Below are 26252 nucleotides of genomic sequence, written 5' to 3'. Positions count from 1 at the left end.
ATGGGAGGCTGTTTGAAAGCCTCCCGGTTAGGGCTAGCGGTTATCGGGACAGATTACTTTAATTTCGGTACGGCGATTGATCTGATGCTCAGCTTCACTGCAATCCACTCCATCTTTACAACGGTTCAGTAATCTTCTTTCGCCATAACCCACAGGGATCAATCTTACTTTTTCTATGCCCTGCAATACAAGGTAATCTACAGCTGCATCCGCACGTTTTTGAGAGAGTGTCATATTATAGGTATCCGAAGCCCTGGAATCAGTATGTGATGATAATTCTACCTTTACACCGGGGTTATCTTTCATAAACTGTGCGAGCTTGTTCAGCTCCGGCTTGGCATCCTCTCTTATAAAGAACTTGTCAAGATCGTAGTAAATATTTTTAAGGATAATGGCCTTACCACAGTCTGTTTTTTCCATACATACTTCCAGCTTAATAAACAGGGTTTTATTGCGGTCGAAACTTAGAGTGGTGATGGTTTCTGTCTGCGAGAAATAATCATTCTTTTTAGCATATACCGAATAAGTAGCATTTTGTAAAGCATGGAAAATGAAAGCGCCTTTATCATTGGTATGGGTTGTTTTTTGCTCTGCCTTTACCGTGTTGGTCAGCACTACAGAAGCTCCTGTCAAAGGATTGGCTACATTACACTCCACCACCTGCCCGCGAAGTATAAAGCGATCATCGGTATACAATATCTCTTTCTGCAACGTTTGGTTAGGTTTGAAATCGTTTTTATTAGCTGCAGTACCCTTCAGATCAACATCGAACAGTTTTCCTGCAATTGAATAATTATCAGGACGGATATTACTAAATACGATCACACCATAATTATTCGTGGTACCGCCATGAATAATTTCTCCGTACACATTTTTAATCACTACATCCGTATTGGGTAGTACTTCATTGGTATACTGGTCCCTGGCCGTAACTGCCAAAGCGTAATTGTCGCAGGTATTGCAATCTTCTTTAGGTGCGGGCTTCTTTTCTTTTTTAGGTAATTGAATGCTAACACCTGCAAAAGCACCCAAAGAACTAATATCGCAATTGCAGGCATTGCTACGCTGCGCCAGCGAAGGTTGTGATCCGGCATTATCTCCGGCAACGGGCAGGTAAGCCGCAGAAAATCCAAGTTTGGCATCAGTGAGTTCCGGTGTTTTAAAATGCCTCATGTAATAAATGCCTGCGTGCACGCCCACTGAGCGGGTAAAATAATAGCTGAATTGTGCCTGTGCCTTGGCAGATAATACATTTTTGGCGTCATAACCCACATGGTAGTTCAACAATTGAGCAGGCGAAGTAGCTGACAAATTGGTATACCCGCCTTTTATACTGGCCAATCCGCCGCGAAGAAACAATTCAGCGGCAAACCTATCATTGCGTTGGTATTTTAAGGAAGGTCCGATACCGTAAAACATACGGGTAATCTTATCTTCTTGCAAATTCAATGCGCTGCCGGCATATGCACCTGTAGGGTAATTACTTTGAGGGCGGTTCTGGATATAATCAAAATCGCCTCCCAGCCCCAGCCACCCCCAATAGTAATTGACGCTGGCTCCTGCAGCGGGTCCGCCTTTATAATTAATATAAGGTGTATTGTTGTTATAGAAGGGCAGTGCATCATAACCTCCTCTTAGCGAAGCCGCAAAGCGATTGGGGCTGGTGCTGTTGGAGTTGATTTGTGCTGTTACAGCAATCATCATTGTTTGTAAAACACATAATAAAATAATCATCTTTTTCATAATATAACTGTTTTTAGCGTGAGGCCTACTCTGGCAGTTTTCGGCATCCCTGGGTGAGTTATTTACAGGTATATCAGATGTCTGGAGCAATTGTTACCCCTGATCAGGATTTTATTTTGTTGAAGACATGGGCGCTGACCCGTGCTGGTGCTTTATGTCAGTTATGCGTTCATATTGTACCCTGAGCAGCCGCTGCCAGCTATCGTCCGCCAGCCGATAACATCCTGCCCAAAATCCCAACCTTTCCTCAAAAGATTTGTTATCTTTGCATACTAATTTTCAGAATTATGATTAAAACAGGAAGTCCCGTTATCAGCATATATACAGAAATGACACCGAACCCGGAAACCATGAAGTTTGTTGCCAACAAGCTTTTGTATCCTGGTAAGAGTATCGATTTCCCGGATGCGGAAAGTGCTAAACCTTCACCGTTAGCCACAGAATTATTTGGTTTTCCGTTTATTAAAGCTGTTTTTATAGCCAGCAATTTTGTTACACTTACTAAAACGCCTGATGCTGAGTGGATGGACGTAACACCTTCGATCCGCCAGTTTTTGAAAGATTACCTGGAGGAAGGTAAGGAGGTAATTAACGAAGATGAGATTGTTGAAGTTAAAAAAGAAAGCAGCAACGAAGTATTGGCTGACGATGATGATGTAGTAAAACGTATTAAAGAATTACTGGAGAACTATGTAAAGCCTGCTGTTGAAATGGACGGTGGAGCTATCCAGTTTAAAAGCTATAACGATGGGGTGGTGAACCTGATGATGCAGGGTAGCTGCAGCGGATGCCCCTCATCAATGATCACTTTGAAATCGGGTATTGAGGGCATGATGAAGCGTATGATCCCGGAAGTAAAAGAGGTTGTAGCTGAAGCAGAATAATTTTTTCAATTTTTGTTTTTTTTGAAAAGCTGTGCATTCAACCGCACAGCTTTTTGTTTAAGCTTACTTTTGAAAAAATCTACGTTTGCAGGAATTTTTTAACCAGTTGATCAGCGGTCTCAAAGCCACCACCATTCCGGAGTATATAGCCGTGCTGGCTGGTATTGCCAGTGTTTGGTATAGCCGTAAAGAAAATATCCTGGTTTATCCTACCGGATTACTTAATACCATTATTTACATCTGGTTGAGCTTTAAATATCATTTGCTGGGTGAAGCTTCGGTAAATTTTTACTACACCCTTATGAATATGTATGGCTGGTATTTATGGACCCGCAAAGATAAACAGCAGCAAGCCATTATTCAGGTTCGTTTTTCATCGGCAAAAGAATGGCTGGGGCAACTATCCTTTTTTGCCTTTTTCTACCTCAGCATTTTTTTTGCATTGAGCTATTTGAAGAAGGCCTTTGCACCGGGTGCTATTCCCTGGGCCGATGCACTGGCTTCAGCAAGTGCCTTTACCGGTATGTGGCTGATGGCTAAGAAAAAAGTAGAAAGCTGGTACTGGTGGATTATTACTAATATTTGCGGCATGCCTTTATATTTTGTAAAAGGGCTGGTATTTACATCCGTTTATTATTTTGTTTTACTGATTTTAGCAATAGGAGGACTGACGGAGTGGCGAAGAAGAGCTTATCTAAATAGGAGTAATGATTAAAAAAATTGTAATTATAGGACCGGAGAGCACGGGGAAAAGCACACTTTGCGAACAACTGGCAGCTCATTATAATACCGTTTGGTGCCCCGAATATGCCCGGGAGTACCTGTTGCAAAACGGCACCAATTATACATTTGATAATCTGGCTACCATAGCAAAGGGACAGGTGGCTTTGGAAGATGAATATGTGGGTAAGGTCGAAAACCAGGAAAGTCGGAAAGTCCGTAAGCTAACAGAATCAGGCTCCGTACTTCCGGACTTACCGACTTCGGCACTACTTTTTCTCGACACCGATATGTATGTGATGAAAGTATGGTGTGAGTTTGTTTTTGGCCAATGCCACCGGTTTATACTGGATGAAATTGTGGCGCGTAAATATGATCTGTACCTGCTTTGTAACATTGATCTGCCCTGGACCAAGGACGAGCTGCGGGAATACCCCGACCTGGAAAGCAGGCAAACCTTGTTCAAAATGTATAAGGATATTCTTATTAACCAATCAACGCCCTGGGTGGAAATTAAGGGGAGTAATGATGATCGACTGAAAATAGCTATTGAAGCCACTGATAAATTAACGTATGAACATCAGCACTAAAAAATATTCCGGTATTTATATTTTAAAAGCAACACAGCAGTTGAATGCTTCACTCGCTGATGCCTGGAATTATTTCGCCACGCCGGCCAATCTTCAAAGTATAACACCTGAAAATATTGGCTTTGAGATCACCTCGGGTAACGATGGTGAAATGTATCCTGGTAAACTCATTACTTACCAGATATCCATCTTTCCTTTAATAAAAAATAAATGGGTTACAGAAATTACGCATATCGCTCATCAAAAATATTTTATCGACGAACAACGTAAGGGACCTTATGCCATGTGGCACCATGAGCACCATTTCGAAGAAAATGCGAAGGGTGTATTGATGACAGACCTGGTTAGCTACAAGCTGCCTATGGGTTTTGCGGGTCGCCTGGTTGCAGGAAATTTAGTAGCTAAAAAACTACACGGTATTTTTTCCTTCCGCTATAAAACCCTGCAACAATATTTTGGTTAATGTGCTGCATTAGATCTTAATACGCTCTCTAATTCTGCCAGCGGGCGTACACCTGACTGCCGCCAAACCGGTTTCCCGTTTTTAAAAACAATCAATGTTGGCACTCCCTGTACCTGGTAGGCATTGGCAGCTTGCGGACTTTTATCTACATCAATTTTAATGATCGTAGCAGCATCGCCTATTCGCTCTTTTAATTGCTCCAATACCGGCGCCATCATTTTACAGGGACCACACCACTCTGCAAAAAAGTCTACCAATACCGGCTTATCCTGGTTGATAATTTCTTTAAACGTCATATTTTGTTCTTTTTGTCTACAATAAATAACCAAAAAGCAGACCACCAGTTCAACGGCCTAAGTGTGGTGATATGGAGTAACGATTCGCCTATTTGTCGCTAATAATTGCCTGTATATCCCTGTCGGGCCGTAAAAAATTCATCTGCTGTACAATCTTCTTACTGCGCGCAGATACATAGGGGCTCATGGGTTTTACTGAATATTTTTTAGGATTGGGTAATGCTGCGGCTATGGCTGCGGCCTGGCTTTGTGACAGCTCTTTCACCGACTTTCCAAAATACGTCTGAGCAGCTTTTTCCATACCAAAAATACCTTTCCCGGTTTCTGCTACATTCAGGTACACTTCTAAAATCCGCTTTTTTCCCCATATTTTTTCGATCATAAAGGTAAAGTAGGTCTCAAGGCCCTTTCGTATCCAGCTACGTCCCTGCCATAAAAAAACATTCTTTGCCGTTTGCTGGCTGATCGTGCTGCCTCCGCGCACGCGCCCGGGCTTCTTTTGGTTGTAATCCAACGCCTTTTGAATACTCTTCCAGTCAAACCCGTTATGATCGGGAAAGAGCTGATCTTCAGAAGCGATAACTGCCAGTCCTGCATTTACCGACATCTCACTTAAGGGAACATATTCTTTTTCGATGCCATGCTCCTGGACAAGGCTAACCAGTTGGGTAATGGTGATGGGCGGGTTAATCCATTTTAATGCTACAACATAAGCAAGCTGGGCAATAAAAAGAACAATGAACGTTCTCTTAAACCATCTCCATATTCTTTTAATCAGCTTCATGCCGTTGCAATATATAGAAAAGTTTAATGGTTTATATGTTGAAGACAATGAACCTTCTCATAAAAGATAGTGAAATAGTGCGAGGCTAGTGTGGTTTATAAAGCAGCAGGCCTACAACCAGTGCAATGGAAAAGCCAATTAGTATGATACCATTGATCCGGTTAATCAACTGGATATTGTGTGGTGTAAGCCGATTACGAATTTTACCGGCCAGCATTACTTTAGTAATATCTGCTGCCAGCACAATTAATAAGCAGGTAGCGAAAATAACAACCCGTTCCTGTATGGTGTGGTTGATTACGGACGATGAGGCCATGAGCCAATATAAAAATACAGAAGGATTCAGGGTGTTCATTAAGAACCCCGAAAGGAACATTTTAGCATAATCTCTTTTACGGAAATTGATCTGTATGGCTTTCCCCTGCTCGTTGATCTTTACTTTTTTAAAGAAAAGAAAGTAAATGCCCAATGCCAATAAAAACAAACTACCCGTTATGCCTATGCCCTGTTTGTATTCGCTGATCTCCAGAAATAAAGCGGAGAATACATTGCTTACCAAAGCAAAAGTAATGTCGCTGGCAGAAACGCCGGCAACAAATGCGATCCCCCCCTTATGGCCCACATTGATACTGTGCTTTATGATAGAAAAAAGTACGGGGCCAACCGCTATGCTTAACAATAATCCTAAGGTTAATCCTTTAATTAAGCCTTCAATCATAGTGCCGGCAAGATTAATGAAGTTTTTTTAAGGAGCGAAGTTAAATTTTACCTGTGGCCAGGAACTTATCCCAGTTTTCGAGCATATTGCCCTTCATTACACGGGGAAACTTATTTTGACTACCCAGCTTACCTCTCAGTTCCATAAATTTAAGAAATTTTTCTTCGGGTAAAATTTCAATAAAGATATCACTCAGGGCACTGGTTCTTTCTGTTGCATAGTCATCATTGATCGCCTTCAGCGTATCGTCAATGAATTGCAGCAATTCGCCGGAATCCACATTATCATCGGTAGCTATATACCATTTATGAGCAAAGTAATTTTTGTAGGGGAAACCGGTTACGGTATATTCGGGAATACTGATATTAAAATGATTGTTGGCCTTTTCGATGGCACAATTCATATTATCCACGCTTAAATGTTCTCCTACCAGGCTTAAAAAATGTTTGGTTCGACCGGTTATCACCACTTCACATTTTTCCACATTCAAAAACCGGATCGTATCGCCGATGAGGTACCTCCATGAGCCGGCGTTGGTGTTGAGCAAAATCGCATAATCTTTGCCATATTCTACCTCGTCTATAAGTAAGGCCTCGGCATCTGGTTTTACATTCCCGTCTGCATCGAAATTGTTACTGTCGAAAGGAACAAATTCGAAAAAGATATTATTATTGGTAATCAGCTGCATGCCTAACGCATGCTCCTTCATTTTATACCCTATAAACCCTTCGCTCGATAAATAATTTTCAATGTAAACTATTGGCTTACCCAGTAGCTTTTCAAACGACTTTTTGTAGGGTTGAAAAGAAACGCCACCATGCACAAAAACCCCGAAATTCGGCCAGATCTCATGAATGTTGTTGACCTTATACTTTTCAATGATCATCTCCATACACATCTGGCACCAGGCAGGAACACCGACGATATAGCCAATATCCCACTCCCGCGCATGCTCTACTATCTCTTTGAGTTTTTCATTCCAGTCTTTTAACGCGGCAATACGTCCGCCGGGTTTATAAAAGGTCTGGAACCAGAAGGGCCGCTTCTTAGCCAGGATACCGCTTAAATCGCCCGCATACCAACCAATATCGCTTTTTTGAAGATCGGTAGTCCCTCCTATCATTAAGAAGCTTTTTCTCAGCGCTTTTTTATTGGCTTCCTGGTAAGAAAACACACTTATCAGTTGCCTGACATAGTTAATGGTATTACTGCGTAACAAATCTTTGGTAACAGGTATGTATTTACTGGCAGCTTCGGAGGTGCCGGAGCTTAATGCAAAATATTCAATTTTCCCCGGCCAGGTTACATCCGGAACGCCATCCAACGTCCGGGCCCACCAATCGTTGTAAATCTTATTATAATCGTGAATGGGTACAGACTGTTGGAAAGATTTTTCAACATTTTTGCTTAACAGCACCTGGTCAAAATTATATTTTTGACCAAATTCAGTAAATCTTGCCTTTTTAAGCAGCTTTTTAAGCACTCTACGCTGTTGCTTCCGGGCATCGGAGGTAGGAAGCCCCAAAGCCCTGGCAATCGCTTTCGGTATTTTAAAATCAATAATTGAAGCCATAAAACTACTACCTTGTGGGTGCAGCAAAGTTGCAAGATACGATTTTGTGAAAAATGGGTTTTTCTGATCGTTTTTATTCGATCCCGAAAATCCCTTGAAAGAGACTATTATGGTTTAGGTTTATACAAAAACAACCTTCAAATCTCCTCCTTTCAATATCTGTGTTTGCAAACAAATATAATGATTGCACCCTAAAAGCAGGGATATACTTTGCTTGGGATAGAAGTTTTATTGGCGGTACAACAGATTTTTGAGCGGGGTCAATAAAATGATTCTGATGGATTAATAAGCTGGTTAGGGCGAGATAAGCCGCATCTTAAAGAAGTAAATGCCTCCTGGCAAACTGTTTCACTTTTCAATAAAGAATAAACATAGAAATCACCAATAATACAAAGAGAACGAATATACCGGCTAAAAAAGATACACCCAGGATAACCAAAAGCTTATCCTTTTTGCCCTCGGTTGCTTTTCCCCTGTTTTGCTTCAGGTTTTTTAATGCCTCCTGTAATTTTTGAGGCGTTTGCTCATTGGTAAGGAAACTGATCATTGTGCGGTTCATTATTGTGGTATTTGAACGAAAGGCAATATTATCATTCAAAGAAAGCACAAAACTAAAGACAGGAAAAGGGTATTTTTCCCGTATTTTAATGACCCTCTGTACCGCTTTCCTATCTTTGCCGCATGTTAAAAACCGTTTTACACGACGCCATTATGGCCGGAGGCGAGCAGGTATCGAAGTATTTTAACCAGACCTTCGAAATAAAGTACAAGGAAGGACGTAATAATCTGGTTACAGCAGCCGATCATGCATCAGAAAAAGCAATACTTGAAGTAATACAGAAAGCTTACCCCGAGCATTATATACTAACAGAAGAAACAGGGGCGCTTCCTCAAAACTCTGATTATAAATGGATCATAGACCCTATTGACGGCACGATCAATTTTGCACATGGCATTCCGCTTAATTGTATATCCATTGGTGTAGAATTTAAGGGCGAAATGATTTTGGGCATGGTGTATAATCCCCATATGAATGAGTTATTTTTTGCCGAGAAGGGCGAGGGAGCTACGCTAAACGGGCAAGCCATTAAAGTTAGCGCCGAAACAGATGTAATGAAAAGTTGTTTAGTTACCGGCTTTCCTTATACTTATATACAACAAAATAACGGACCAATTGAAGTATTCGAACGTTTTGTGAGAGAAGGCGTTCCGGTTCGCCGATTGGGTGCTGCCGCCATTGACCTCTGTTGGGTGGCAGCAGGACGTTTGGATGGATTTTATGAGCATAAGTTACAACCCTGGGATAGTGCTGCCGGCTTTTTGATTGTTGAAGAAGCGGGAGGAAAAGTGACCGATTTTGAAGGTAACAGGTATAGTCCTTACGAGCAGCGTATCGTATCTACCAATGGACTGATACATGAGCAGTTGCTTGATGTTATTCATGGGGTGAAGTAAGTGTACGATGTACGGGTTTACGATTGTAAAAATAGCCTGTGTTACGCAATATACACATATAATATGCGCCGATTTTTGCTAATGAAAAACACAGTATATGGATGCTGAACAGCGGAAGCAAAGACCCAAACAGTTTGCAATAGATGTTGCAAGGTTAACCCAATCCCTGCCTGAAAACAGGGTAAACAATGCCTATTGTAACCAAATTGTACGGTCGGCAAGCTCCACTGGAGCCAACTATAGGGCAGCGCGAAGAGCTAAATCAAAAGCAGATCATATCAATAAATTAAAAATAGTAGAAGAGGAGCTGGGTGAAAGCTTATTTTTTCTTTAATTACTTTTGCTATTTAATCCTCTTTTTGAAGAAAAAATAAATAGTATTTACAAAGAGGGGGAAACTTTATTAAGAATAATCGTAGCGACTCTCATAACATTAAGAAACAATTAAACAATAAACGGACCGCGTCTATCGTACTCCGTACATCAAACATAAAAATGTCAGAACGTACAGAAATATCCGATTTGGGAGAGTTTGGTTTGATAGAACATCTTACCAGGAATATTGAACTTCAAAATGCATCGTCTCTACTGGGTGTAGGCGACGATGCGGCCGTAATAGACCATTTTGGCAAGCAAACCGTAGTTACTACAGACCTGCTGCTGGAAGGAGTACATTTTGATTTAATGTATTCACCTCTCAAACACCTGGGCTATAAAAGTGTGATCGTAAATCTTAGCGATGTATACGCCATGAATGCTACGCCTACACAAATAACCATAAGCCTGGGATTAAGTAACCGCATCAGCCTTGAAGCCCTGGATGAGTTTTATGAAGGCGTTTATGCCGCCTGTAGTCATTATGGGGTTGACCTCGTGGGAGGCGACACAACAACTTCGCAAAAAGGTTTTGTTATTTCAGTAACAGCTATTGGCGAAGTGACACCAGATCAGTTTGTAAAGCGTAGCACTGCCCAAAAAGGTGATCTGCTTTGTGTAAGCGGGGACCTGGGTGCCGCTTATATTGGTTTGCTTTTTTTAGAAAGAGAAAAGAAAATTTTCCTGGAAAGCCCGGGTGTACAGCCAGACCTGGAGGGAGAAACTTATGTGGTAGGCCGTTTATTGAAACCGGAGGCCAGAAAAGATATTGTTGATTTTTTTGCAGAACAGGAAATTTTGCCCACTGCAATGATGGATGTAAGCGATGGGCTCAGCTCTGAAATTTTGCATATTTGCAAGCAAAGCAATCTTGGCTGTGTGCTGTATGAAGATAAGCTACCTGTGGCGGAAGAATCACGCCTGGCGGCTTTTAAGTTTGAAATTGACCCCACTACCTGTGCATTGAGTGGCGGTGAAGACTACGAACTGCTGTTTACGGTGTCTCAAAATGATTATGAAAAAGTATCAGCCAATGCCAATATCAGCATCATTGGTTACATGACCGAAGTCGGAGAGGGTTGCACTATTATCACCAAAGGAGGTGGCAGGCATGCTATTACAGCCCAGGGATGGAACCCGTTGAAATAATAGTTGATGGAGTTACCGGCACAGGAACAGAAATCGTCCTTATCGGTTAGCCGCACTTATGCGTACAACAGAGGTATGTATACTGTGTATAATTACCTTGTGGGCTTACTGTTATTATCCCTTCTTTTATTTTCCTGCGGTAGTGCTCGTAAAACTTTTAATCCTAATAAAAAGTTTCCTGCCGCTCAGTTAAAAGAGGATTACCGGTTATTTCAAACTATACTGGAGCAAAAACATCCCAGCCTGTATTGGTACAGCACCGAACATCAAATGGATAGTGCTTTTGATGCTGGTGGCCTGTTGCTAAAAGATAGCATGACGGAGTACGAGTTTCGAAGAGTGCTTGCTTTGGTTGTTGATAATATTCAATGCGGACACACATCTGTCAGAGCCTCCCGAAGCTACCAGAAATATTTTGATACGTTATCGGCCAAACGCAGCTTTCCACTTAATATTAAAACCTGGAGCGACACGATTGTATTAACGGCTCCTGTCAAAAACACGCCGTTGTTACGTGGTGATATTATTGACGCTATCAACGGCATATCATCAAAACAGATCATTGATACCTTGCTCCGTTTTATTCCTGCAGATGGTAATAATATTGTTGCAAAGAGCCAGCTACTGAGTGGAACCAGCTATTTTGCCTCTTTATATACAGGGGTCTTTGGCTGGCCTAAAACCTTCCGGGTTACTTACAAGGACAGCCTGGGACAACCGCAACAAACCATCATACAGCCCGTTGTTGTGCCTAAAGACAGTCTATCTAAAGCCGGGAAGAAATCTGTCAAAAAGGATAAAAAATCAAAAGCTGATAAGTTGAAGGAACAGCGTAATCTGCAGCTATCGGCTAAAAACGGATATGCTGTTTTGGAATTGAATACCTTTTCCGGCAGCCCTGGCTTGAAACGGTTTTTCCGAAAGTCATTCAAAAAACTGGGAGATTCGGCAATTGGCAATCTGGTCATCGATCTGAGATTAAATGGTGGGGGAAGGATCAGCAATTCAACCTCATTAACACGTTATCTAGCTAATAAGCCCTTTAAAACCGGCGATTCCATTTATGCGAAAAAGCCCTCTTTTAAGTATGGGCAATTCATTAAAAACAATTTTACTGAAACCATTTTTACCCGGGTATCTACGAGAAAAAAAGCCAACCTATATCATTTCCGACATTTTGAGAACAAGTATTATAAGCCCATAAAAAGAACCCATTACAACGGGCAAGTTTATGTTTTAACGGGTGGTTACACCTATTCAGCAAGTGTTTTGGTTTTAAATGCCTTGCGTAATCAGCCCAATGTAACTATTGTTGGCGAACCATCGGGAGGAGCGGCCTACGGTAATACGGCGATGATCATTCCGGATGTAACCTTGCCTTATACCAAAGTTCGCTTCAGGTTACCCCTATTCAGGCTGGTAATTGATAAAGACATTACCAAAAATGGGAAAGGGGTTGAGCCGGACGTATTTATAAGTGCTACACCGGAAACAATACGAAAAGGTGTGGATGCCAAAATGGAAAAGGCATTGGAATTGATAAAAAAGAGCTTTAAATAGAGGGCCCAGGCTTGAGATGTAATTCCCGAAAATATTCGAGGCGAATAAAGGTAACGCGCCGGCATTGTATTTTCTTAATTTTCGTTTTGCACAAATTCATATTTTATGGCTTTTGCCTATCTGTAAAGCAGTATTTTTTACATCAGATTTTTCTAAAAGGCTCTTGCGATGGGTGTTTACGGTGGGAATACTAATAAATAGTTTTTCGGCCATTTCAGTATTGGTGAGACCCTGGGCAATCAGTGCCAGTATTTCTTTTTCCCTGCGGGTGATGATGGGTAATTGTTTATCTGTTTCTTTAATGGCAAGTACCGCCTCATAACTTAAATATTCCTTTCCCTTGAGTACCGCAGCAATAGCTTCGGGTATTTCCTTTTTTGAAGCATTTTTTAGTAAGTAGCCCAATGCGCCGTTGTCCATCATATTGCGTATAACTGCCTGCTCGTTAAAGGTACTCAGTCCCAACACAAATACAGAAAGGATACAATTGTTTTACCTCCTTACACAAATCAGTTCCGCTTTTGTCAGGCAAATTGACGTCCATTAAAATAATATCGGGCTGCCGTTGCTTTAAAAAACTCAAACAGGATGCGGCATTGGTGACATGTCCCATCCATTCATTTGCACGCTCGTTTTGCAACAAGAGCGTATGCCCTCTATTACCATATAATGATCGTCTACTATAAAAACACGTATTGCCATCACCTAGTAATTTCTATCATTACCGATGTTCCGTTACCCGGCACAGATTGGATGTCCAATTTTCCTTTTAAAAAATCTACCCTGCTTTGGATATTTTTCCATCCTATTCCATTTGCTTTATTCAACAGGTTTACATCAAAGCCAATACCATCATCTTCTACAGTTAGTGCTAATAATTTTTCCTGCCGATGTAAATGAAGCTGCACTAATACTTCACTTGCTTTACCATGTTTGATGGCATTGTTCACCAACTCCTGTGCTATGCGATAGATAGTTACCGAAATCGTTTGTTCAATACTTTCCTTATCAATGTCAATAGATTGATAATTTGCTTTTGTGGCGCCACTTCGGGTTATTTCAGTACAAAACTCTTTCAATGCGGTATCCAATCCATATTTTACCAGCATTTCGGGCATCATATTGTGTGCTACCCTGCGCATTTCACTAATGGAAGAATTGAGCATATCAATGCTTCGTTCAAACGCCTGTGCGTTGTCCGGTGTCATTATTAAATTTTCTTTCATACTGCTTAAAGAATGTTTTACGCCACTTAGCATACCTCCTAATCCATCATGCAAATCTTTAGCAAGACGACTTCTTTCCTGCTCTTCTCCTTTAAGGACGGCTGCCGTGGCGGTGAGTAATTTTTCTGTTTCGAGTTCGTCAATTTTTGCCTGTTGTAGCTTTTGGCGGTGTTTGTAGTTGCGATAGCCAAGTAGAGAAATGAGAAGTACTGCTGCCGTTCCGGTTATTAAAAAATAATTGAGCGTAGATTTTTGCCGGAGTTGTGCTTGTTGAAGTTGTATCTGCGAATCCTTTTTCTCGGTTTCATATTTAGTTTCCAATTCTTCTGTATAAAAATTCAGCTTTTGAAGATTTGCCGCCTGTATAATGGAATCATGTTTGTAAGAATAGTTGCTGCCTTCTTTAATATTTCCCTGCAGAAAATAAAAGATAGAAAGAGCCTGATACAGGTTCTCTAAAGCATCTGTATTATTGTGTCTTTTTGCTATATTCATACCGCTATCCAATTGGGCTTTGGCTAATTGGTATTTTTGCAGGCTCATGAAGTTTAATGCAGCGGCGGTATGCAGCTCTGCTGCTACCTGGCTATCGGGCATGTTTTTGCTATAGCTAGTCAACTCTTTAGTATAAGCCTCCAAAGCAGGCTTATTTCCTGCTTTAAAACTATTATGACACAAATTAATAAGCGCATAATTAATGTTGATGAGGTCTTCCTGTTGCCTGGCTAATGCCAGCTGTTGTTTGCCAATAATAATGGCACTATCGAGCATATGAAGCTGTGCATAGCTTGCCGATAAATTGTTTAGCCCCATTGCCACAGCAAAATCATTGTTAAATAACTTTCCAAACCCGTAAGCTTTTTTAGCATAAAATATGGCTTTATCAAACTGTTGCAGGTTGTAATAAGTAACCGAGGCCGTAAGATTTCTTACAGGAAAGCTGGCGCTGTCTTTTGTTTTTTCAGAAATATCCAAACATTTTAAAATACAATCAATAGCGGATTGATGATTACCAAAACGGTTATAAACTGCAGCAAGATTGTTATAGCTTTTGGCAAGCAATTTCATGTCGTTTTGTGCTGTAGCAAACTCTTTACCTTTTAAAGCATATACAACTGATCTCTTATAATCGCCTTTGTAGTAATAATACTCAGAGTATCCTGCATAAATATAAAAATCCTGTGCAGCAAACTTGATTTTTTTTGAAAGCAGGTCGGCCTGTTGCAGGTAGTAATAAAAACTGTCGTAGTTTTTGTTGCCAAATTGTTTTCCAAGCTGTAAAAGCAGTTTCACTTTTATGCTATCAACTTTAGTGGTGCGTAAGGCAAGCAGCAAGCTGTCCTTTCCACCCGGATTTTGCGCCAAAAGCCGAAAACTGCAAAGCGCCGCTACAAGTATCAAAAAATATTTTTGCATTCGGTAAGAGATCATTCTTTTACAAAAGAACCTTATTTCCGATTTGCTACCCATCCTCTTTTTTAATGATTTTTTGAAACCATGATTTTTAAAAATCATCTTTTTTAACGATAACTCAGGGCGTAGCATGAAAGTACTTTTACATTATAAAATTACAAACAATGAAAAAAATATTGCCCATCATTTTGGTAAGCCTTGTATTGTTTGCCTGCTCAAAAGAAGATTCGCAAAAGCAACCACCACCGCCTGTTATTGACTATAGTCTCTATAAAATAAAAACAGCCACTCATTCAGTAAGAAACTATAACGGCACGTCTTCAAACCTATCCTTCGACACAACCAACTACCTATATGAAGGCAATACCTACCGGTACACCCGCCGCACCTCTATGGGAACTGTGCAGAGCTATACGCATACGCTTAGTAATGGCATCTATACATCTGAGCAGTATAACAACGGTACCTTATCAAACTCAAAAACATACGATCAGCTGAATACCGCAGGATATGTAGATAGCAGCTGGATTTTGAACAACGGAACGGTTACACAATCTTCCAAATACAACTATAATAAAGATGGTACGCTGTCTGATGCGGCTAGCTATTTCTCCGGTTATATCAATAAAGCCAAATATTATTATACAAACAATACAGCCACCTATTATATTTCGGAACGCAGAGGCATAAGCCCTGGCATTCCTAATGCATTAGATTCTGTGGTGTATGAGTATGCCGCCAATCTGCCCTATCGTGCTGGTTTTTATAGTGGGGGGTTGCCGGTTTCTTTTTATGGAAAATTCTCAAAAAATCTGCTGCAAAAAACTACTTATTACGATAAACTCAACAACAAAGTCATCAGGCAAACAGTAGAATACCAATACCAGACAGATGATATAGGATTAGTAACCAAAAGGGTATTGAATATATATACACAACCCGGCAGTACGTTGATTCAAACGGATACTACGGTTTATACTTATTACAACAAATGAGTTGTATAAAAAGGTGGTGTAGGTATTGTCCCATATTTAGAAGTGGCAGAAAAATTCGTTTTGCTTGGATAGGAATAATTAAACTTTAATATAATGATGGTAAAAAAACATATCATCGGCAGCCTTATAATTTTTCTTTTGCTTTGCGCCGATGCAGTGCAGGCACAGACTCCCGACGACTCGCCCGCTGCAAGAGAAGCTGCCATTGCAAGGCTGAAAAAAGTTACAACATATAAACCCTGCGAAGATGCATCTGCCATGACGAGGGCATTTGGCACCACCTGTAATAGCCGTGAGTTTGCAGCGCCACCTATTTTAGCGGCACCTAAAATTCAATGGGAAATTAATCCAGGCTGGTGGAGTGTTTGGACACCCTTTGTTACTGCAAATTACGTGCTCACCGGCAGCTGTAACAATGAAACCAATGCAGGCTTATCTATTATTGATAAAAAGACAGGAAAAATTGTTTGGCGCATCAGCGATATCTGTGCTGTAGGAAACAGGCGTGGTTCGATGGGTGCCATCCAGTTTTTTGAGTTACCATCGGGCGAAGTATTGATGCTATTCAATAGGGAGGACGGTGGCGCCGCAGACTATTATGTTATTAGTTTGAAAACGGGTACAATTGTCCGCTCCTTAACAACGGCAAAGCCCGGCGCACCCCTCAGAAATTATGGAACTGTTTTTACTGCCGTAACACAATCCACCAAAAATGGTTATAGTATTTTAAGTGGCTTAAATACCAACCTTGACAAGGTACTTTGGGAAAATACCAGCTTCAGGTTGGCTATGCCTGATAAATTAGACCCACACTATCAACCTACTTTCAGTGCCGGCGCGGCAGAAGACGACCTGCTATTTTTATCAGCAAGAAGTAAAGATCAAACCGACCCGCCTACCAGGCAATTACACGCTATCGATTTAAAAACCGGCAAAACGCTCTGGCGGCATACCGATCAGCCTGTTACAGAAAAAACCGGCAAAACAGCTTACAAATCGGATGACGGTATACCCATGATTATTGACCACAAGGTCATTATTAAAGTGCAGGGGTTGAACGGCCCGGTAAGCCCCGGCAATAATCCTTATGGTGAAGGGTTAAGGGCCATTGATAAAATAACGGGTAAAATTTTATGGACCACCAAAGCGCATCCGAAGCAACAAATTTTAAACCGTGCAGGTGCCGGAAGCATTATTGTAACCGAAGTGCAAACGGGTAAAGAAAAAGAAATATGGGGATATCATACAAAAGATGGAAAGCTTGTATGGAGGCGAAAAATTTCGAACAATGCTGCTTTGCTTTGTGCATCAGGCGGCGCATTTTATGTGGGCGAAAGAATAGTGGATGAAAACAATAAATGGAAAGATACCCAACTACAGGGCTTTGATGGCGAAACAGGAACCTTACTGTGGACCACCAGCCTACCCGAAAGATTTTTTCAATACGATGTAAATGCACCCTGGAATATTGAATCGCCAAAGGGAGGTTATCCTGTTTGGACCATTGCCCATGATGGTGCTATTTATGGCGTTACTTTAAAGGGCGCTTATAAACTGAAATAAAGCAAAAAATCATCTTTTTGAATGATATCAATGCGAAGGTCAGCAGTGTATTTTTAATGCATAAATTTTAAAAAATGAAACGATTATTCACTATTATCAGTGCCTTGTTGATTACAGCAGGCCTAAAAGCCCAAAGCAGCAATGTGCAAAAAGAAACCACCCCGCCCGTTGCACGTATGAATACACCCACAAAAGAGGTCAACAATGCAGCGATAAAGAATACTACAGTAATTAAGAAGGTTGAAGCAAAAGATGCCGGCTTTAAAAATGCAGCAATAAAAAATGTCGCCTCTAAAAATACCGAAATAAAGAAGGCGGCAGTGGTAGCGGATAAAGCGGCTCCTGCTAAACAATAAATAATATACACATGAAAAGAATTGTATCCGTTTTAAGCAGCTTGCTGTTTATTACAGCGCTTAAAGCCCAAACTACCAATGCCCAAAAGGAAACCCAAAAACCTGGCAGTAACCAAACTGCGGTTACAACAACAACTCCAACCTACTCCAAGGACGCTGCTGTGAAAGAGGCAAAAGAAAAACGGGAAGCAGAACAAAAAGACGCAGCCGCCAAAATGGCCGAAATGGAAGCAGCTAAACAGGCTGCACATAAAGATAAAGGCAAAGAGCAAACTGTACCATATAATAAAGAAGCCGCTGTAAAAGAAGCAAAAGAAAAATGGGAAGCTGAGAAAAAAGCAGCAGCAGCAAAGCAGGCCGAAATGGAAGCTGCAAAACAGGCTGCTACTAAAGGCAAAGAAAACACAACACCCTACTCCAAAGAAGCCGCCGTAAAAGAAGCAAAAGAAAAACGGGAAGCGGAACAAAAAGCCGCGGCGGCCAAACAGGCCGAAATGGAAGCAGCCAAAAGAGCCCATACAAAAAAGGATAACTAAAAGCAAACCCGTTAAGCCCTATGCTATTTTTCAATAAAAGAATTGTTCAGCCTACAGATATTGAAGTGAAAGAAAGCCCGCTTCATGGCAGAGGCGTATACGCAAAAAATAAAATTTTTAAAGGTAGCCTGATCGAAAAAGCGCCCGTTGTTTTTTTACCGGCAGCAGCAAAAGAAGCCTTGCGTTATACCAAACTATTCAATTACTATTTTTTAATACAGAACCAGGAAATGCCTGCTGCTTTTGGCTTTGGCTATGCATCGTTTTATAATCATTCGCCCGAAGCCAATGCTTTTTATTCGTTTTCAGGTAAAAGGAATACGCTGAATATTTACGCGTATATTACCATTGAACCGGGTACAGAAATCACTATTAATTATAACGGCCATCCCCGTAACAATCAAGCGGTTTATTTTCCCCAACTAAACAAGGAATGAAGCAATACTTATACCTCAAGGAAGTACAGGGCAAAGGACGGGCTGTTTTTTGCAACCAGGATATTGCAGCAGGTGATACCATTGAAGTCTGCCCTGTTATTGTTGTGCCTGCCGATGATTTTGCGCTGCTTAACAGCACTCCATTATCCAGCTATTGTTTTTATTTTAATAAAGAAGAAAATACCTTATCGCTTGCCATGGGCTTTGGCTCTATGTATAACCACCGGCTATATCCCAATGCAGTATACATATTGGACCGGGAAGAAAAGCAGATGGTATTTACCGCTCATGAGCCCATTCCGGCCCACACCGAAATCTGCATTAATTATGGCGGCGGCTATGGTGAAGACTATAGCAAATGGTTTTCAGACAGGGGTATTGCTCCTTTGTAAAAAATCATGCTTTTTAATGATAACAAAGGGCATAACAGCAACGTATTTTTAACCCGAAGTAGCTTAACCGTTTTAAACCACATAGACACATAGCTTTTCATAGTAGTAAGATGGTATCAGATAAGCAATAGTTTTCATCGAAGATGAAAAAATTATGATGTGCTACTGGTATTCTCTTTCAAACTACCATTTCTATGTGATTAGAATTTAAACAAGCTCTTCATAAAAATTTTATTACAATGAAAAAAATTTTTATTACCGGCCTGATGCTTCTGTCACTGTATCAGGTAAAAGCACAGGAAGTTTTTGGCAAAGCATCTTTCACCGTACCTACAGGTTGGCAAATAACCAGGACGGCTAACGCTGTATCGCTGGAGAAGGCTGCAAAAAAAGGAGTGGTATGTAAAATCATTATTTCGGCAACTGAAAAAGGAGCGGTAATTACTGATGCGGAATACCTGCAGTATCGTACACTCTATGGTGGCACAGGCATTAGCTATCAAAATCAAAGAGGAGCTGTTACCAGGTATGAGGCCGGCGGACTAATAAGCTTTTTTTCAAAAGGCAGTTCCACACAACAAATGGCCCCTGTACAAAGTTATTTTTATTCGTTGAGTAATGGCCAACAAACACTATACTACCAGCTGCTTACTAATAATAATACTTGCATCAGCGAGTTTAACCAGTTTATGGCAACGCTAACAATGGAATTGGAAGAAGCAGCAACTTCCGGACAGACTAATTTAAAGGCCACAACGGGAAGAGCGAAAAAACAACCTCCGGGTGCACCTGCCGCACCTGCCCCCATGATGTAAAGTGTAATTGTCAACTATCATAAACCTGTAGTCATGCAACTGTTTAAAAAATTATTGGGTTTCCATTCTATTATATTGATGAGCTTATGCAGCTATGCACAAAAGCAAAGTTTTGACGTGGTGAGCTACACTGCGCCCAAAGGATGGCAGCAACAGCAAAACGAAGGCGGTGTACAGTTATCAGTTGCGGATAAGAAAACAGGTGCTTATGCTATAGCACTTGTTACCAAAGCCACCGCAAGCAATGGCAATGCCGTTGAAAACTTTAATGCCGATTGGGATAAGCTGGTGAAAGCATCGGTGCAGGTAAACGATGCACCTGCTATGCAAGAGCCTGCACACGAAGATGGCTGGGAAATTATTTCCGGCACGGCTAATTATATAGACAGTGAGCAAAAAGGATTGGCAACATTGCTTACTGCTACCACTTACGGACAAATGGTCAGCGTGGTATTGATGACCAATACACAGCAATATCAAAGCGATTTGCTGGCTTTTGTTAACTCGTTGGAATTAGCAAAGCCTAATCTAAATGAAACAACTAAAACTGGCCCTGCTGCCAATAATACCAGCATTGTGGGTTTATGGGTTGATTATACTATTGAAACAAGTGGCTACTCAAATGGATTTCCGCAACCATCGGGCGGCTATTTTAGAAAAGAATATGCTTTTAATAGCGATGGCACCTATTTGTTCCGTATGAAAAACTGGGCCGTATTTGTAAAAGAAATACAATACGTTTATGAAAGCGGCAACTGGAAACTAAATGAAAATAAATTGACCATTACACCCAAGCAAGGTAAAGGTGGATGGTGGAACAAGGCAGCCAGCAACAGAACCAGCGAATGGGGAAGCCTGGCAAAAACAGGCAGCTGGAAAATGGAGCCCGTCACTTATACAGTAGATCTTAATTATTATATAGGAGGAGATGAGAAAAAAATAACACTTCAATCAAACTCCCGAACAGAAAGAGAAGGAAAACAGGAAAATAACAGAATTGTTCTTAGTTCCCGTACATCGGGTAAATCACTTATTGATGATCCACCAGAATTGTCAACACCCATAAAAACAAAACCATAAAATATATTGTTATGTTGAAATTTTTTACCAGTGTTGCCATTGCATATATGCTGCCAGGTATTGCCTTATTTGCCCAAAAGCAAAACTTTGATATGGTGAGCTATACAGCACCCAAAGGATGGCAGCAACAGCAAAACGAAGGCGGTGTGCAATTTTCTGTTACAGATAATAAAACCGGCGCTTATGCCATCATCCTTATTACAAAGGCCACAGCAAGTGAGGCAAGTGCCACAGATAATTTTAATGCCGATTGGATAAAGCTGGTAAAAGCATCGGTACAAGTAAATGATGCACCGGCCATGCAAGCACCTGCAAAGGAAGATGGTTGGGATATTATTTCAGGCATTGCACACTATACTGATGGTGCGCAAAAAGGATTAGCTACCCAGCTTACAGCCACTAGTGGCGGGCAAATGGTAAGTGTGGTATTAATGACCAATGCACAGCAGTATCAAAGCGAGTTGCTAATGTTCCTACATTCGCTGGAGCTAACGAAGGCTAGACAAAGCAATAATACAGCTACTACTACACCGTCTACTAATATCATTAACGCTTCGCTTACCGGAAAAATATGGGAAGCCCAGTCGCTGGAAAAGCAAGGAGCTGCCTTTGGAAGCATGAGTGGCTTTTATACCGGAGGTTTCTGGCTATATCAATACAAATTCAACGCAGATGGTACCTACCATTTTGTTTACAATGCAGCATCGGCCATGGCAACCAACCCGGTAAATGTATTGCAATACGAAAACGGCACTTATACCGTAAATGGCAATAGCATAACCATAACTCCTTTAAGCGGTGCAAATGAAGAATGGAGTGTAGGCAAAATCAATAACGGCATGAGTGCAGAGACTATAAGAAAAGTGCTGCAAACAAGGGTAAAGCGACTGAAGTCAACAACAAGAAAATTGGAGAAAATAACTTATCCCTTTACTGTTGAGTATTGGCAGGGTAATAATGCCAATGCACTATGCCTGAAACATACACAAGATACACAGCGGGAGGGAAGCCCGGGGCAAAATGATCAGAGTTGTTTTTTTGAAGTAGCACCCACTAAGACGGCAATGCCGGCAAATGCTTTTAAATAGAGAGTGAATGAAAACAAAGGGTATTGAAGATTTCCAATCCAGATTCTATCCGAAAGATGGCTGTTGCAAAAGCTTACGCCTTCAGGAGTTGTATCAGAAAATTTTAAACTCATCCCCATCCTCCCAAAAAGGGAAACGACTGCGAACGTCATTGAGATGATTCTTATCGAGTGTGATGGTGAAAAGGTCTTCCTCATCTTTCTTATGGTATAAAACTTCACCGAGGGGGTCAACCACCATACTGTCACCGCTATGATAAATGTTGTTGCCATCTGTTCCCACACGGTTCACACCTATAACATAGCATTGGTTCTCTATGGCACGAGCTTGCAATAGTGTTCGCCATGCATGGCTGCGTCGCTCGGGCCAGTTGGCTACATAAATCAACACATCGTATAAACCGCGCCAGTTTTCACCAGCAGTTTGCGGTACCTGCCTGGCCCATACGGGAAAACGCAGGTCATAACAAACCTGCAGATTAATCTTCCAGTCTTTAACCGAAGCAATCAGGCGTTTTTCTCCCGCGGTATAATGATCATGTTCGTGGGCATACGCAAATAGGTGGCGCTTGTTATAAACACCAAACTGGCCATTGGGTAGCATCCATACCAACCGGTTAAAATAGGTTTCATCGCCATTATCTGCTACCTCTTTAATAATAAGGCTACCCGTGATTATTTTCCTTTGCTCCGCAGATACATGCTTCATCCATTCTATTGAAGGTCCTTCCATGGTCTCGGCGAGCAACTCCGGCTTCATGCTAAAGCCTGTTGAGAACATTTCAGGCAGCACCACGATCTCCGTTTTATCGGGAATGCTTTTTATTTTCTCTTCCAACAATTGAAGGTTGGCAGCTTTATCTTCCCAAACCAACTGCGTTTGTACCAATGTGACCGTCAAAGCATCTTTCATATTAATCAGTTGACGCGTTAAATAATCGATTGATTAAATGCGATTCAAAACCTTTCTGTAAAAGGTAGTCGGTTGTTTTTTTCATTTTAGCAAATCGGTTCGGCGTGCCCTTAAGACTTTCCCATTTCTGTGTAAATAGCTTTTGAAGCGTCTGCTCATAATCATCTTCGTCAATTTCCTTCAAACCTGTTTTGATACAATAAGCACTTATTCCTTTCTGTTTCAGGGCTTGTACAATTTTGTTTTTACCCCACTGTTTGATTCTGAAGTGTCCCCCGGCAAATGATTTGGCAAAACGCTCTTCGTTTAAATAATTCTCCTCTATAAGTGTTGCAACAATTTCATCATGCTCTTTTTTCCAAACACCCAGATCGTACAATTTGCTTACCACATCGCTATGACAACGTTCGGCATAAGCACAATAGTGCCTTAGCTTTTGCAAGGCTTGTTCTTTTGTCAAATGTTGTTTCGATATCTGTGGCTTTTCATCCATCACCCAATATTAAACCTCTTCCAGCCTGGCAATACAGCCAAACTCATCTTTTAAATAATCATCATAGTGATCAGCCTGTTCAAAAAGGTTTTTGAATTCGGCAACGCCCGTTTCTTTGGTCATATCCAGGTCGTAAATTAAGCGGCTTAATACAATATTATTTTTTACACAGCTTAACACGAGCCCGCTAGGCTTATTGTTTTCCTGCAACAAAAACTGGTACAAGGGCTTAATTTTCAGCGGATCTAATGGCATCTGGCATAAATAAGCATCACCGGCTACAAAATAGTTCTCGGGATTATAGCTGATTTTTACTTTGGCAGATCCGGCTTTCACGCTCCACATATTCGCGCCATCCCTGGCCAGCCGCACGTCCTTACCCAACTCCTTTAAGATGTCCTCAATTATTTTAGCTACACCCATCAGCTCCACTTCTTTCTCGGGGAGTTGAGGTAGCTTCACTTCAGATCCGCAGCTGGGACAATATTTGTTATTATCAATCGTCTCTGCAGTAACCAGGTAATCGCAGTTGGAACATCTTGTAGCGGCGTTACCTCTATTCGGCAGATACAGGTCGAGCGCCTCTTTTAACGTACTCACTGGCAAAGCAAACCCGAGGTTGTCGCCACCTTTGATAATAAAGGAATTGACCCCAATTACTTCACCCGCATAGTTTACTAATGGTCCGCCACTGTTACCGGGGTTAATCGCCGCATCAATCTGTATGTATTTTTCACCGTCACGGATGCGATCTACTTTAGAGATCACGCCCTGTGTGGCAGAATAGTTCAATCCATAAGGATGTCCTATGGCTATTACATTATCGCCGTCCTTCATTGCTTCGTAATTACCTAAGGAAATTTCAGGTAATTCGGCTTCTGCAGGCGGCTCCAGGAAGGCCAGATCATGCTGACTATCTGTATACCATACCCTCGATAAAGCCTTGTCGAAGGTTTTGCCGGCAATGGTTACTTCCGGGTTATTGGCAACCACATGGTTATTAGTAATAATCAGCCCATAGTTCTTTAAATAAAAACCTGTGCCGGTACCCGATTGGGTAGCTATCTGTATAATAGCGTTTTGATATGTATCGATAATTTCTTTTGAATTCATTGTTCATTCCAGGTTTAACATTTCACTCTTCTCTTTCCTCATTACAAATTACTCATTATTCAGGTTCAACAATTCTATCTGGTTGGTAAAGCTTTGATTAAATCTCAGCAAACTGTTATAAGCGATCTGATCGGTATTAAAATTCATCAACGGGTATTTTTGTCTCCATTGGTGCTGGATCTGCCTGACACGCCCCGCGATTACATCCTGCTCGAATTTGTTAGCCACCGGCATATAAAGAGCCTGGGTGTACCCCAAAGCCTTAAAGTACTCGGGATAGTTCACCTGCATAAATATTTCAATCAACTGGGTAATTGGTTTGGGCAAACTATAAGAGTATTGGCAATAAGTAAGGCCGTATTCAATGATCTTATTGGCAAAGTACTCGTGATTATTATCCCGGTACCATAACATATTATGATTGGCCTCATTAATGGCATCTGCTGTGGTTTTATGCGGTTGAGGTGTTACAATAGAGAAAGTATACCTTGACCGGAACAGGTTTTTAAAGACTTCTTCCTTCGGCTTATCCCGTAACTTTTTAAATTCCTCGATCATATCCCGGTTCTTTTCTACCATCTGGCGGTCATCTTTTTTAAAATAGATACCTGATATTTTCTCGAGATCGTTCAATAACTGACCTTCAGGAGCAATCAAAAAGTCGATGCGGTATACCAAGGCCAATAGTAAATAGCAAATTCCCCCAGAAAACTTATCGGCGTCAACCGTTGCAATTTTGTCAAGAGCTTCCGTGATCCAGGTTTGTATAGCTTCGTGTTTTACCTGCTTCTCTGAATCAGGAATTTCGTAAATATGCTCCTCATCAAGCCTTTCCAGGAACGAAAAATCCTGAACCAGCAGGTCGTCCTGTTTATCACTTTTAATGGCCAGCTCTTTCAGCCCGTAATACAATTTGCTGGGGTTGGCCGTTTCAATATTGGTATCGAATCGCATGCACAACTCATTCTCCTGGAGTGCATAACGGCTGTAATACAGTCCGAAATTCATCTCCAGCAGGCGGCGCATTACCGGCACCGAGGGCTGGGCCATTTTGGCCAGTTTTACTTCTGCAGATAATAGCCCGTTTTCCATACGGCCGCGGATCACCTTCGATCCCTGGAAAAACTCAAAGTTAAACCGCTCATTATCACCTGAGAAACTGACATTCTTTTGTTCGTCATCCTTTAAATAATCAAAAAAGGCGTTAATGGACTCTATATATTTTTTTTCCTTGAACAGGTTATCGGCGTCTGTCCACCTGGTTCCTTTAGCTACCGATTTATTATTGTCAGAATAACGCCCAAACGGAATGCGCACCGCTTCAGCGGCGGGGTCGCTTTTCCCTTTTATAAGGTTGATTAGCTTGTTAAACATGCTGTCCTTTTTTTTAATAGAGTGGCGGAAGATACAAAACCTTTTGAGAACGAATTCATATACGAAATCTTAAATCCGGGCCTCAATAAGCAGTTCTTCGCCAGCAGCAATCTGGTCGGGGGAATCTGGCCCGGTAAGATGGAAATTTA

30 protein-coding genes are annotated in these 26252 nt (G+C 41.3%); 17 read left to right on the top strand and 13 right to left on the bottom strand.

Features of this window, described 5'->3' with window-relative positions; translation table 11 throughout:
* Nucleotides 1–33: 33 nt before the first annotated feature.
* Nucleotides 34–1743, bottom strand: coding sequence for an OmpA family protein (locus ACLOAU_RS06925; protein ID WP_427861128.1), 1710 nt, complete (start codon nucleotides 1741–1743; stop codon nucleotides 34–36).
* A 287-nt stretch (nucleotides 1744–2030) separates the two neighbouring features.
* Between ACLOAU_RS06925 and ACLOAU_RS06920 the strand changes: the two genes are divergently transcribed.
* From ACLOAU_RS06920 to ACLOAU_RS06905, 4 genes are all read left to right on the top strand, one after another.
* Nucleotides 2031–2627 carry a NifU family protein gene (locus tag ACLOAU_RS06920; protein ID WP_114790215.1) on the top strand — a complete coding sequence of 199 codons (597 nt, stop codon included), beginning with the start codon at nucleotides 2031–2033 and terminating at the stop codon, nucleotides 2625–2627.
* 85 nt (nucleotides 2628–2712) lie between these two features.
* Entirely contained in the window at nucleotides 2713–3342 is a 630-nt protein-coding gene (gene pnuC / locus ACLOAU_RS06915; RefSeq protein WP_427861127.1) for a nicotinamide riboside transporter PnuC, read from the top strand.
* On the top strand, nucleotides 3335–3937 hold the full coding sequence (locus tag ACLOAU_RS06910; protein WP_427861126.1) for an AAA family ATPase: 603 nt from the start codon (nucleotides 3335–3337) through the stop codon (nucleotides 3935–3937). The genes pnuC and ACLOAU_RS06910 overlap by 8 nt, the downstream gene beginning before the upstream one ends.
* Nucleotides 3921–4400, top strand: a complete 480-nt coding sequence (locus ACLOAU_RS06905; RefSeq protein WP_427861125.1) for an SRPBCC family protein — start codon at nucleotides 3921–3923, stop codon at nucleotides 4398–4400. Before ACLOAU_RS06910 ends, ACLOAU_RS06905 begins: the two co-directional genes overlap by 17 nt.
* Here ACLOAU_RS06905 and trxA read toward each other — a convergent pair.
* From trxA to ACLOAU_RS06880, 5 genes are all read right to left on the bottom strand, one after another.
* Nucleotides 4397–4741: a thioredoxin gene (gene trxA / locus ACLOAU_RS06900; protein ID WP_427861124.1), complete on the bottom strand. Its 345-nt coding sequence runs from the start codon at nucleotides 4739–4741 to the stop codon at nucleotides 4397–4399. The two genes, ACLOAU_RS06905 and trxA, sit on opposite strands and share 4 nt — an antisense overlap.
* Before the next feature lie 43 nt (nucleotides 4742–4784).
* A complete protein-coding gene (gene mtgA, locus ACLOAU_RS06895; protein WP_427861123.1) occupies nucleotides 4785–5480 on the bottom strand; it encodes a monofunctional biosynthetic peptidoglycan transglycosylase in 696 nt (231 codons plus the stop codon).
* 85 nt (nucleotides 5481–5565) lie between these two features.
* A complete protein-coding gene (locus ACLOAU_RS06890; RefSeq protein WP_427861122.1) occupies nucleotides 5566–6198 on the bottom strand; it encodes a LysE family translocator in 633 nt (210 codons plus the stop codon).
* 40 nt (nucleotides 6199–6238) lie between these two features.
* On the bottom strand, nucleotides 6239–7771 hold the full coding sequence (locus ACLOAU_RS06885) for a GH3 family acyl-acid amido synthetase (protein ID WP_427861121.1): 1533 nt from the start codon (nucleotides 7769–7771) through the stop codon (nucleotides 6239–6241).
* A 355-nt stretch (nucleotides 7772–8126) separates the two neighbouring features.
* Nucleotides 8127–8330 carry a hypothetical protein gene (locus tag ACLOAU_RS06880; RefSeq protein WP_427861120.1) on the bottom strand — a complete coding sequence of 68 codons (204 nt, stop codon included), beginning with the start codon at nucleotides 8328–8330 and terminating at the stop codon, nucleotides 8127–8129.
* Nucleotides 8331–8452: 122 nt separating this feature from the next.
* On the opposite strand from ACLOAU_RS06880, the gene ACLOAU_RS06875 reads away from it, so the two are divergent.
* The 4 genes from ACLOAU_RS06875 to ACLOAU_RS06860 all read left to right on the top strand — a co-directional run bounded on the left by ACLOAU_RS06875 (nucleotide 8453) and on the right by ACLOAU_RS06860 (nucleotide 12310).
* Entirely contained in the window at nucleotides 8453–9226 is a 774-nt protein-coding gene (locus tag ACLOAU_RS06875; protein ID WP_427861119.1) for an inositol monophosphatase family protein, read from the top strand.
* Between the two features lie 97 nt (nucleotides 9227–9323).
* Nucleotides 9324–9560, top strand: coding sequence for a four helix bundle protein (locus ACLOAU_RS06870; protein ID WP_427861118.1), 237 nt, complete (start codon nucleotides 9324–9326; stop codon nucleotides 9558–9560).
* 161 nt (nucleotides 9561–9721) lie between these two features.
* A complete protein-coding gene (thiL, locus tag ACLOAU_RS06865) occupies nucleotides 9722–10750 on the top strand; it encodes a thiamine-phosphate kinase (protein WP_427861117.1) in 1029 nt (342 codons plus the stop codon).
* 6 nt (nucleotides 10751–10756) lie between these two features.
* Nucleotides 10757–12310 (top strand): S41 family peptidase, encoded by a 1554-nt coding sequence (locus tag ACLOAU_RS06860; RefSeq protein ID WP_427861116.1) that lies wholly within the window; start codon nucleotides 10757–10759, stop codon nucleotides 12308–12310.
* A gap of 96 nt (nucleotides 12311–12406) precedes the next feature.
* On the opposite strand, the gene ACLOAU_RS06855 is transcribed toward ACLOAU_RS06860, so the two are convergent.
* The 3 genes from ACLOAU_RS06855 to ACLOAU_RS06845 all read right to left on the bottom strand — a co-directional run bounded on the left by ACLOAU_RS06855 (nucleotide 12407) and on the right by ACLOAU_RS06845 (nucleotide 14952).
* Nucleotides 12407–12778 carry a LuxR C-terminal-related transcriptional regulator gene (locus ACLOAU_RS06855; protein WP_427861115.1) on the bottom strand — a complete coding sequence of 124 codons (372 nt, stop codon included), beginning with the start codon at nucleotides 12776–12778 and terminating at the stop codon, nucleotides 12407–12409.
* On the bottom strand, nucleotides 12756–12923 hold the full coding sequence (locus tag ACLOAU_RS06850) for a response regulator (RefSeq protein WP_427862680.1): 168 nt from the start codon (nucleotides 12921–12923) through the stop codon (nucleotides 12756–12758). The genes ACLOAU_RS06855 and ACLOAU_RS06850 overlap by 23 nt, the downstream gene beginning before the upstream one ends.
* 88 nt (nucleotides 12924–13011) lie before the next feature.
* The gene (locus ACLOAU_RS06845) at nucleotides 13012–14952 is read right to left on the bottom strand and encodes a tetratricopeptide repeat-containing sensor histidine kinase (RefSeq protein ID WP_427861114.1); all 1941 of its coding nucleotides are present in this window, start codon (nucleotides 14950–14952) and stop codon (nucleotides 13012–13014) included.
* Between the two features lie 161 nt (nucleotides 14953–15113).
* On the opposite strand from ACLOAU_RS06845, the gene ACLOAU_RS06840 reads away from it, so the two are divergent.
* From ACLOAU_RS06840 to ACLOAU_RS06800, 9 genes are all read left to right on the top strand, one after another.
* Complete coding sequence (locus ACLOAU_RS06840; RefSeq protein ID WP_427861113.1) at nucleotides 15114–15944, top strand: YdgH/BhsA/McbA family protein; 831 nt, start codon at nucleotides 15114–15116, stop codon at nucleotides 15942–15944.
* A 93-nt stretch (nucleotides 15945–16037) separates the two neighbouring features.
* Nucleotides 16038–17507 carry an outer membrane protein assembly factor BamB family protein gene (locus ACLOAU_RS06835; protein ID WP_427861112.1) on the top strand — a complete coding sequence of 490 codons (1470 nt, stop codon included), beginning with the start codon at nucleotides 16038–16040 and terminating at the stop codon, nucleotides 17505–17507.
* Between the two features lie 74 nt (nucleotides 17508–17581).
* Nucleotides 17582–17863, top strand: a complete 282-nt coding sequence (locus tag ACLOAU_RS06830; protein WP_427861111.1) for a hypothetical protein — start codon at nucleotides 17582–17584, stop codon at nucleotides 17861–17863.
* Nucleotides 17864–17874: 11 nt separating this feature from the next.
* Complete coding sequence (locus ACLOAU_RS06825) at nucleotides 17875–18399, top strand: hypothetical protein (protein ID WP_427861110.1); 525 nt, start codon at nucleotides 17875–17877, stop codon at nucleotides 18397–18399.
* Between the two features lie 20 nt (nucleotides 18400–18419).
* Nucleotides 18420–18836, top strand: a complete 417-nt coding sequence (locus ACLOAU_RS06820; RefSeq protein WP_427861109.1) for an SET domain-containing protein-lysine N-methyltransferase — start codon at nucleotides 18420–18422, stop codon at nucleotides 18834–18836.
* On the top strand, nucleotides 18833–19228 hold the full coding sequence (locus tag ACLOAU_RS06815; protein WP_427861108.1) for an SET domain-containing protein-lysine N-methyltransferase: 396 nt from the start codon (nucleotides 18833–18835) through the stop codon (nucleotides 19226–19228). Before ACLOAU_RS06820 ends, ACLOAU_RS06815 begins: the two co-directional genes overlap by 4 nt.
* Nucleotides 19229–19467: 239 nt before the next feature.
* A complete protein-coding gene (locus ACLOAU_RS06810; protein ID WP_427861107.1) occupies nucleotides 19468–20043 on the top strand; it encodes a hypothetical protein in 576 nt (191 codons plus the stop codon).
* 33 nt (nucleotides 20044–20076) lie between these two features.
* Nucleotides 20077–21123: a hypothetical protein gene (locus ACLOAU_RS06805; RefSeq protein WP_427861106.1), complete on the top strand. Its 1047-nt coding sequence runs from the start codon at nucleotides 20077–20079 to the stop codon at nucleotides 21121–21123.
* Nucleotides 21124–21134: 11 nt separating this feature from the next.
* Nucleotides 21135–22211, top strand: a complete 1077-nt coding sequence (locus ACLOAU_RS06800) for a lipocalin-like domain-containing protein (RefSeq protein WP_427861105.1) — start codon at nucleotides 21135–21137, stop codon at nucleotides 22209–22211.
* Nucleotides 22212–22304: 93 nt separating this feature from the next.
* Here ACLOAU_RS06800 and ACLOAU_RS06795 read toward each other — a convergent pair whose 3' ends face one another.
* From ACLOAU_RS06795 to ACLOAU_RS06780, 4 genes are read right to left on the bottom strand one after another with little or no spacing between them, the layout of a single operon-like run.
* Nucleotides 22305–23123, bottom strand: a complete 819-nt coding sequence (locus ACLOAU_RS06795; protein WP_427861104.1) for a nitrilase family protein — start codon at nucleotides 23121–23123, stop codon at nucleotides 22305–22307.
* A gap of 1 nt (nucleotide 23124) precedes the next feature.
* On the bottom strand, nucleotides 23125–23616 hold the full coding sequence (locus tag ACLOAU_RS06790; RefSeq protein WP_427861103.1) for a regulatory protein RecX: 492 nt from the start codon (nucleotides 23614–23616) through the stop codon (nucleotides 23125–23127).
* 9 nt (nucleotides 23617–23625) lie between these two features.
* Nucleotides 23626–24729, bottom strand: a complete 1104-nt coding sequence (locus ACLOAU_RS06785) for a trypsin-like peptidase domain-containing protein (protein WP_427861102.1) — start codon at nucleotides 24727–24729, stop codon at nucleotides 23626–23628.
* A 48-nt stretch (nucleotides 24730–24777) separates the two neighbouring features.
* Complete coding sequence (locus ACLOAU_RS06780) at nucleotides 24778–26103, bottom strand: type III secretion system chaperone family protein (protein WP_427861101.1); 1326 nt, start codon at nucleotides 26101–26103, stop codon at nucleotides 24778–24780.
* Nucleotides 26104–26252 lie beyond the last annotated feature (149 nt).

It is taken from the genome of Paraniabella aurantiaca (assembly GCF_050309965.1).
Lineage (GTDB): Bacteria > Bacteroidota > Bacteroidia > Chitinophagales > Chitinophagaceae > Niabella.
The sequence above is the reverse complement of the archived record's forward strand: the minus strand, read 5'-3'. Positions and strand labels throughout refer to the sequence as shown.

What these genes read in the sequence shown, in the direction of transcription:
- ACLOAU_RS06795 (WP_427861104.1), bottom strand. Translation starts at nt 23,123, where the DNA reads ATGAAAGATGCTTTGACGGTCACATTGGTACAAACGCAGTTGGTTTGG.
- ACLOAU_RS06910 (WP_427861126.1), top strand. Translation starts at nt 3,335, where the DNA reads ATGATTAAAAAAATTGTAATTATAGGACCGGAGAGCACGGGGAAAAGC.
- ACLOAU_RS06840 (WP_427861113.1), top strand. Translation starts at nt 15,114, where the DNA reads ATGAAAAAAATATTGCCCATCATTTTGGTAAGCCTTGTATTGTTTGCC.
- ACLOAU_RS06870 (WP_427861118.1), top strand. Translation starts at nt 9,324, where the DNA reads ATGGATGCTGAACAGCGGAAGCAAAGACCCAAACAGTTTGCAATAGAT.
- ACLOAU_RS06880 (WP_427861120.1), bottom strand. Translation starts at nt 8,330, where the DNA reads ATGAACCGCACAATGATCAGTTTCCTTACCAATGAGCAAACGCCTCAA.
- ACLOAU_RS06875 (WP_427861119.1), top strand. Translation starts at nt 8,453, where the DNA reads ATGTTAAAAACCGTTTTACACGACGCCATTATGGCCGGAGGCGAGCAG.
- ACLOAU_RS06785 (WP_427861102.1), bottom strand. Translation starts at nt 24,729, where the DNA reads ATGAATTCAAAAGAAATTATCGATACATATCAAAACGCTATTATACAG.
- ACLOAU_RS06835 (WP_427861112.1), top strand. Translation starts at nt 16,038, where the DNA reads ATGATGGTAAAAAAACATATCATCGGCAGCCTTATAATTTTTCTTTTG.
- ACLOAU_RS06885 (WP_427861121.1), bottom strand. Translation starts at nt 7,771, where the DNA reads ATGGCTTCAATTATTGATTTTAAAATACCGAAAGCGATTGCCAGGGCT.
- ACLOAU_RS06920 (WP_114790215.1), top strand. Translation starts at nt 2,031, where the DNA reads ATGATTAAAACAGGAAGTCCCGTTATCAGCATATATACAGAAATGACA.
- thiL (WP_427861117.1), top strand. Translation starts at nt 9,722, where the DNA reads ATGTCAGAACGTACAGAAATATCCGATTTGGGAGAGTTTGGTTTGATA.
- ACLOAU_RS06780 (WP_427861101.1), bottom strand. Translation starts at nt 26,103, where the DNA reads ATGTTTAACAAGCTAATCAACCTTATAAAAGGGAAAAGCGACCCCGCC.
- ACLOAU_RS06805 (WP_427861106.1), top strand. Translation starts at nt 20,077, where the DNA reads ATGCAACTGTTTAAAAAATTATTGGGTTTCCATTCTATTATATTGATG.
- ACLOAU_RS06810 (WP_427861107.1), top strand. Translation starts at nt 19,468, where the DNA reads ATGAAAAAAATTTTTATTACCGGCCTGATGCTTCTGTCACTGTATCAG.
- ACLOAU_RS06800 (WP_427861105.1), top strand. Translation starts at nt 21,135, where the DNA reads ATGTTGAAATTTTTTACCAGTGTTGCCATTGCATATATGCTGCCAGGT.
- ACLOAU_RS06905 (WP_427861125.1), top strand. Translation starts at nt 3,921, where the DNA reads ATGAACATCAGCACTAAAAAATATTCCGGTATTTATATTTTAAAAGCA.
- mtgA (WP_427861123.1), bottom strand. Translation starts at nt 5,480, where the DNA reads ATGAAGCTGATTAAAAGAATATGGAGATGGTTTAAGAGAACGTTCATT.
- ACLOAU_RS06830 (WP_427861111.1), top strand. Translation starts at nt 17,582, where the DNA reads ATGAAACGATTATTCACTATTATCAGTGCCTTGTTGATTACAGCAGGC.
- ACLOAU_RS06845 (WP_427861114.1), bottom strand. Translation starts at nt 14,952, where the DNA reads ATGCAAAAATATTTTTTGATACTTGTAGCGGCGCTTTGCAGTTTTCGG.
- ACLOAU_RS06815 (WP_427861108.1), top strand. Translation starts at nt 18,833, where the DNA reads ATGAAGCAATACTTATACCTCAAGGAAGTACAGGGCAAAGGACGGGCT.
- ACLOAU_RS06860 (WP_427861116.1), top strand. Translation starts at nt 10,757, where the DNA reads ATGGAGTTACCGGCACAGGAACAGAAATCGTCCTTATCGGTTAGCCGC.
- ACLOAU_RS06790 (WP_427861103.1), bottom strand. Translation starts at nt 23,616, where the DNA reads ATGGATGAAAAGCCACAGATATCGAAACAACATTTGACAAAAGAACAA.
- ACLOAU_RS06890 (WP_427861122.1), bottom strand. Translation starts at nt 6,198, where the DNA reads ATGATTGAAGGCTTAATTAAAGGATTAACCTTAGGATTATTGTTAAGC.
- ACLOAU_RS06850 (WP_427862680.1), bottom strand. Translation starts at nt 12,923, where the DNA reads ATGGGACATGTCACCAATGCCGCATCCTGTTTGAGTTTTTTAAAGCAA.
- ACLOAU_RS06820 (WP_427861109.1), top strand. Translation starts at nt 18,420, where the DNA reads ATGCTATTTTTCAATAAAAGAATTGTTCAGCCTACAGATATTGAAGTG.
- ACLOAU_RS06925 (WP_427861128.1), bottom strand. Translation starts at nt 1,743, where the DNA reads ATGAAAAAGATGATTATTTTATTATGTGTTTTACAAACAATGATGATT.
- ACLOAU_RS06825 (WP_427861110.1), top strand. Translation starts at nt 17,875, where the DNA reads ATGAAAAGAATTGTATCCGTTTTAAGCAGCTTGCTGTTTATTACAGCG.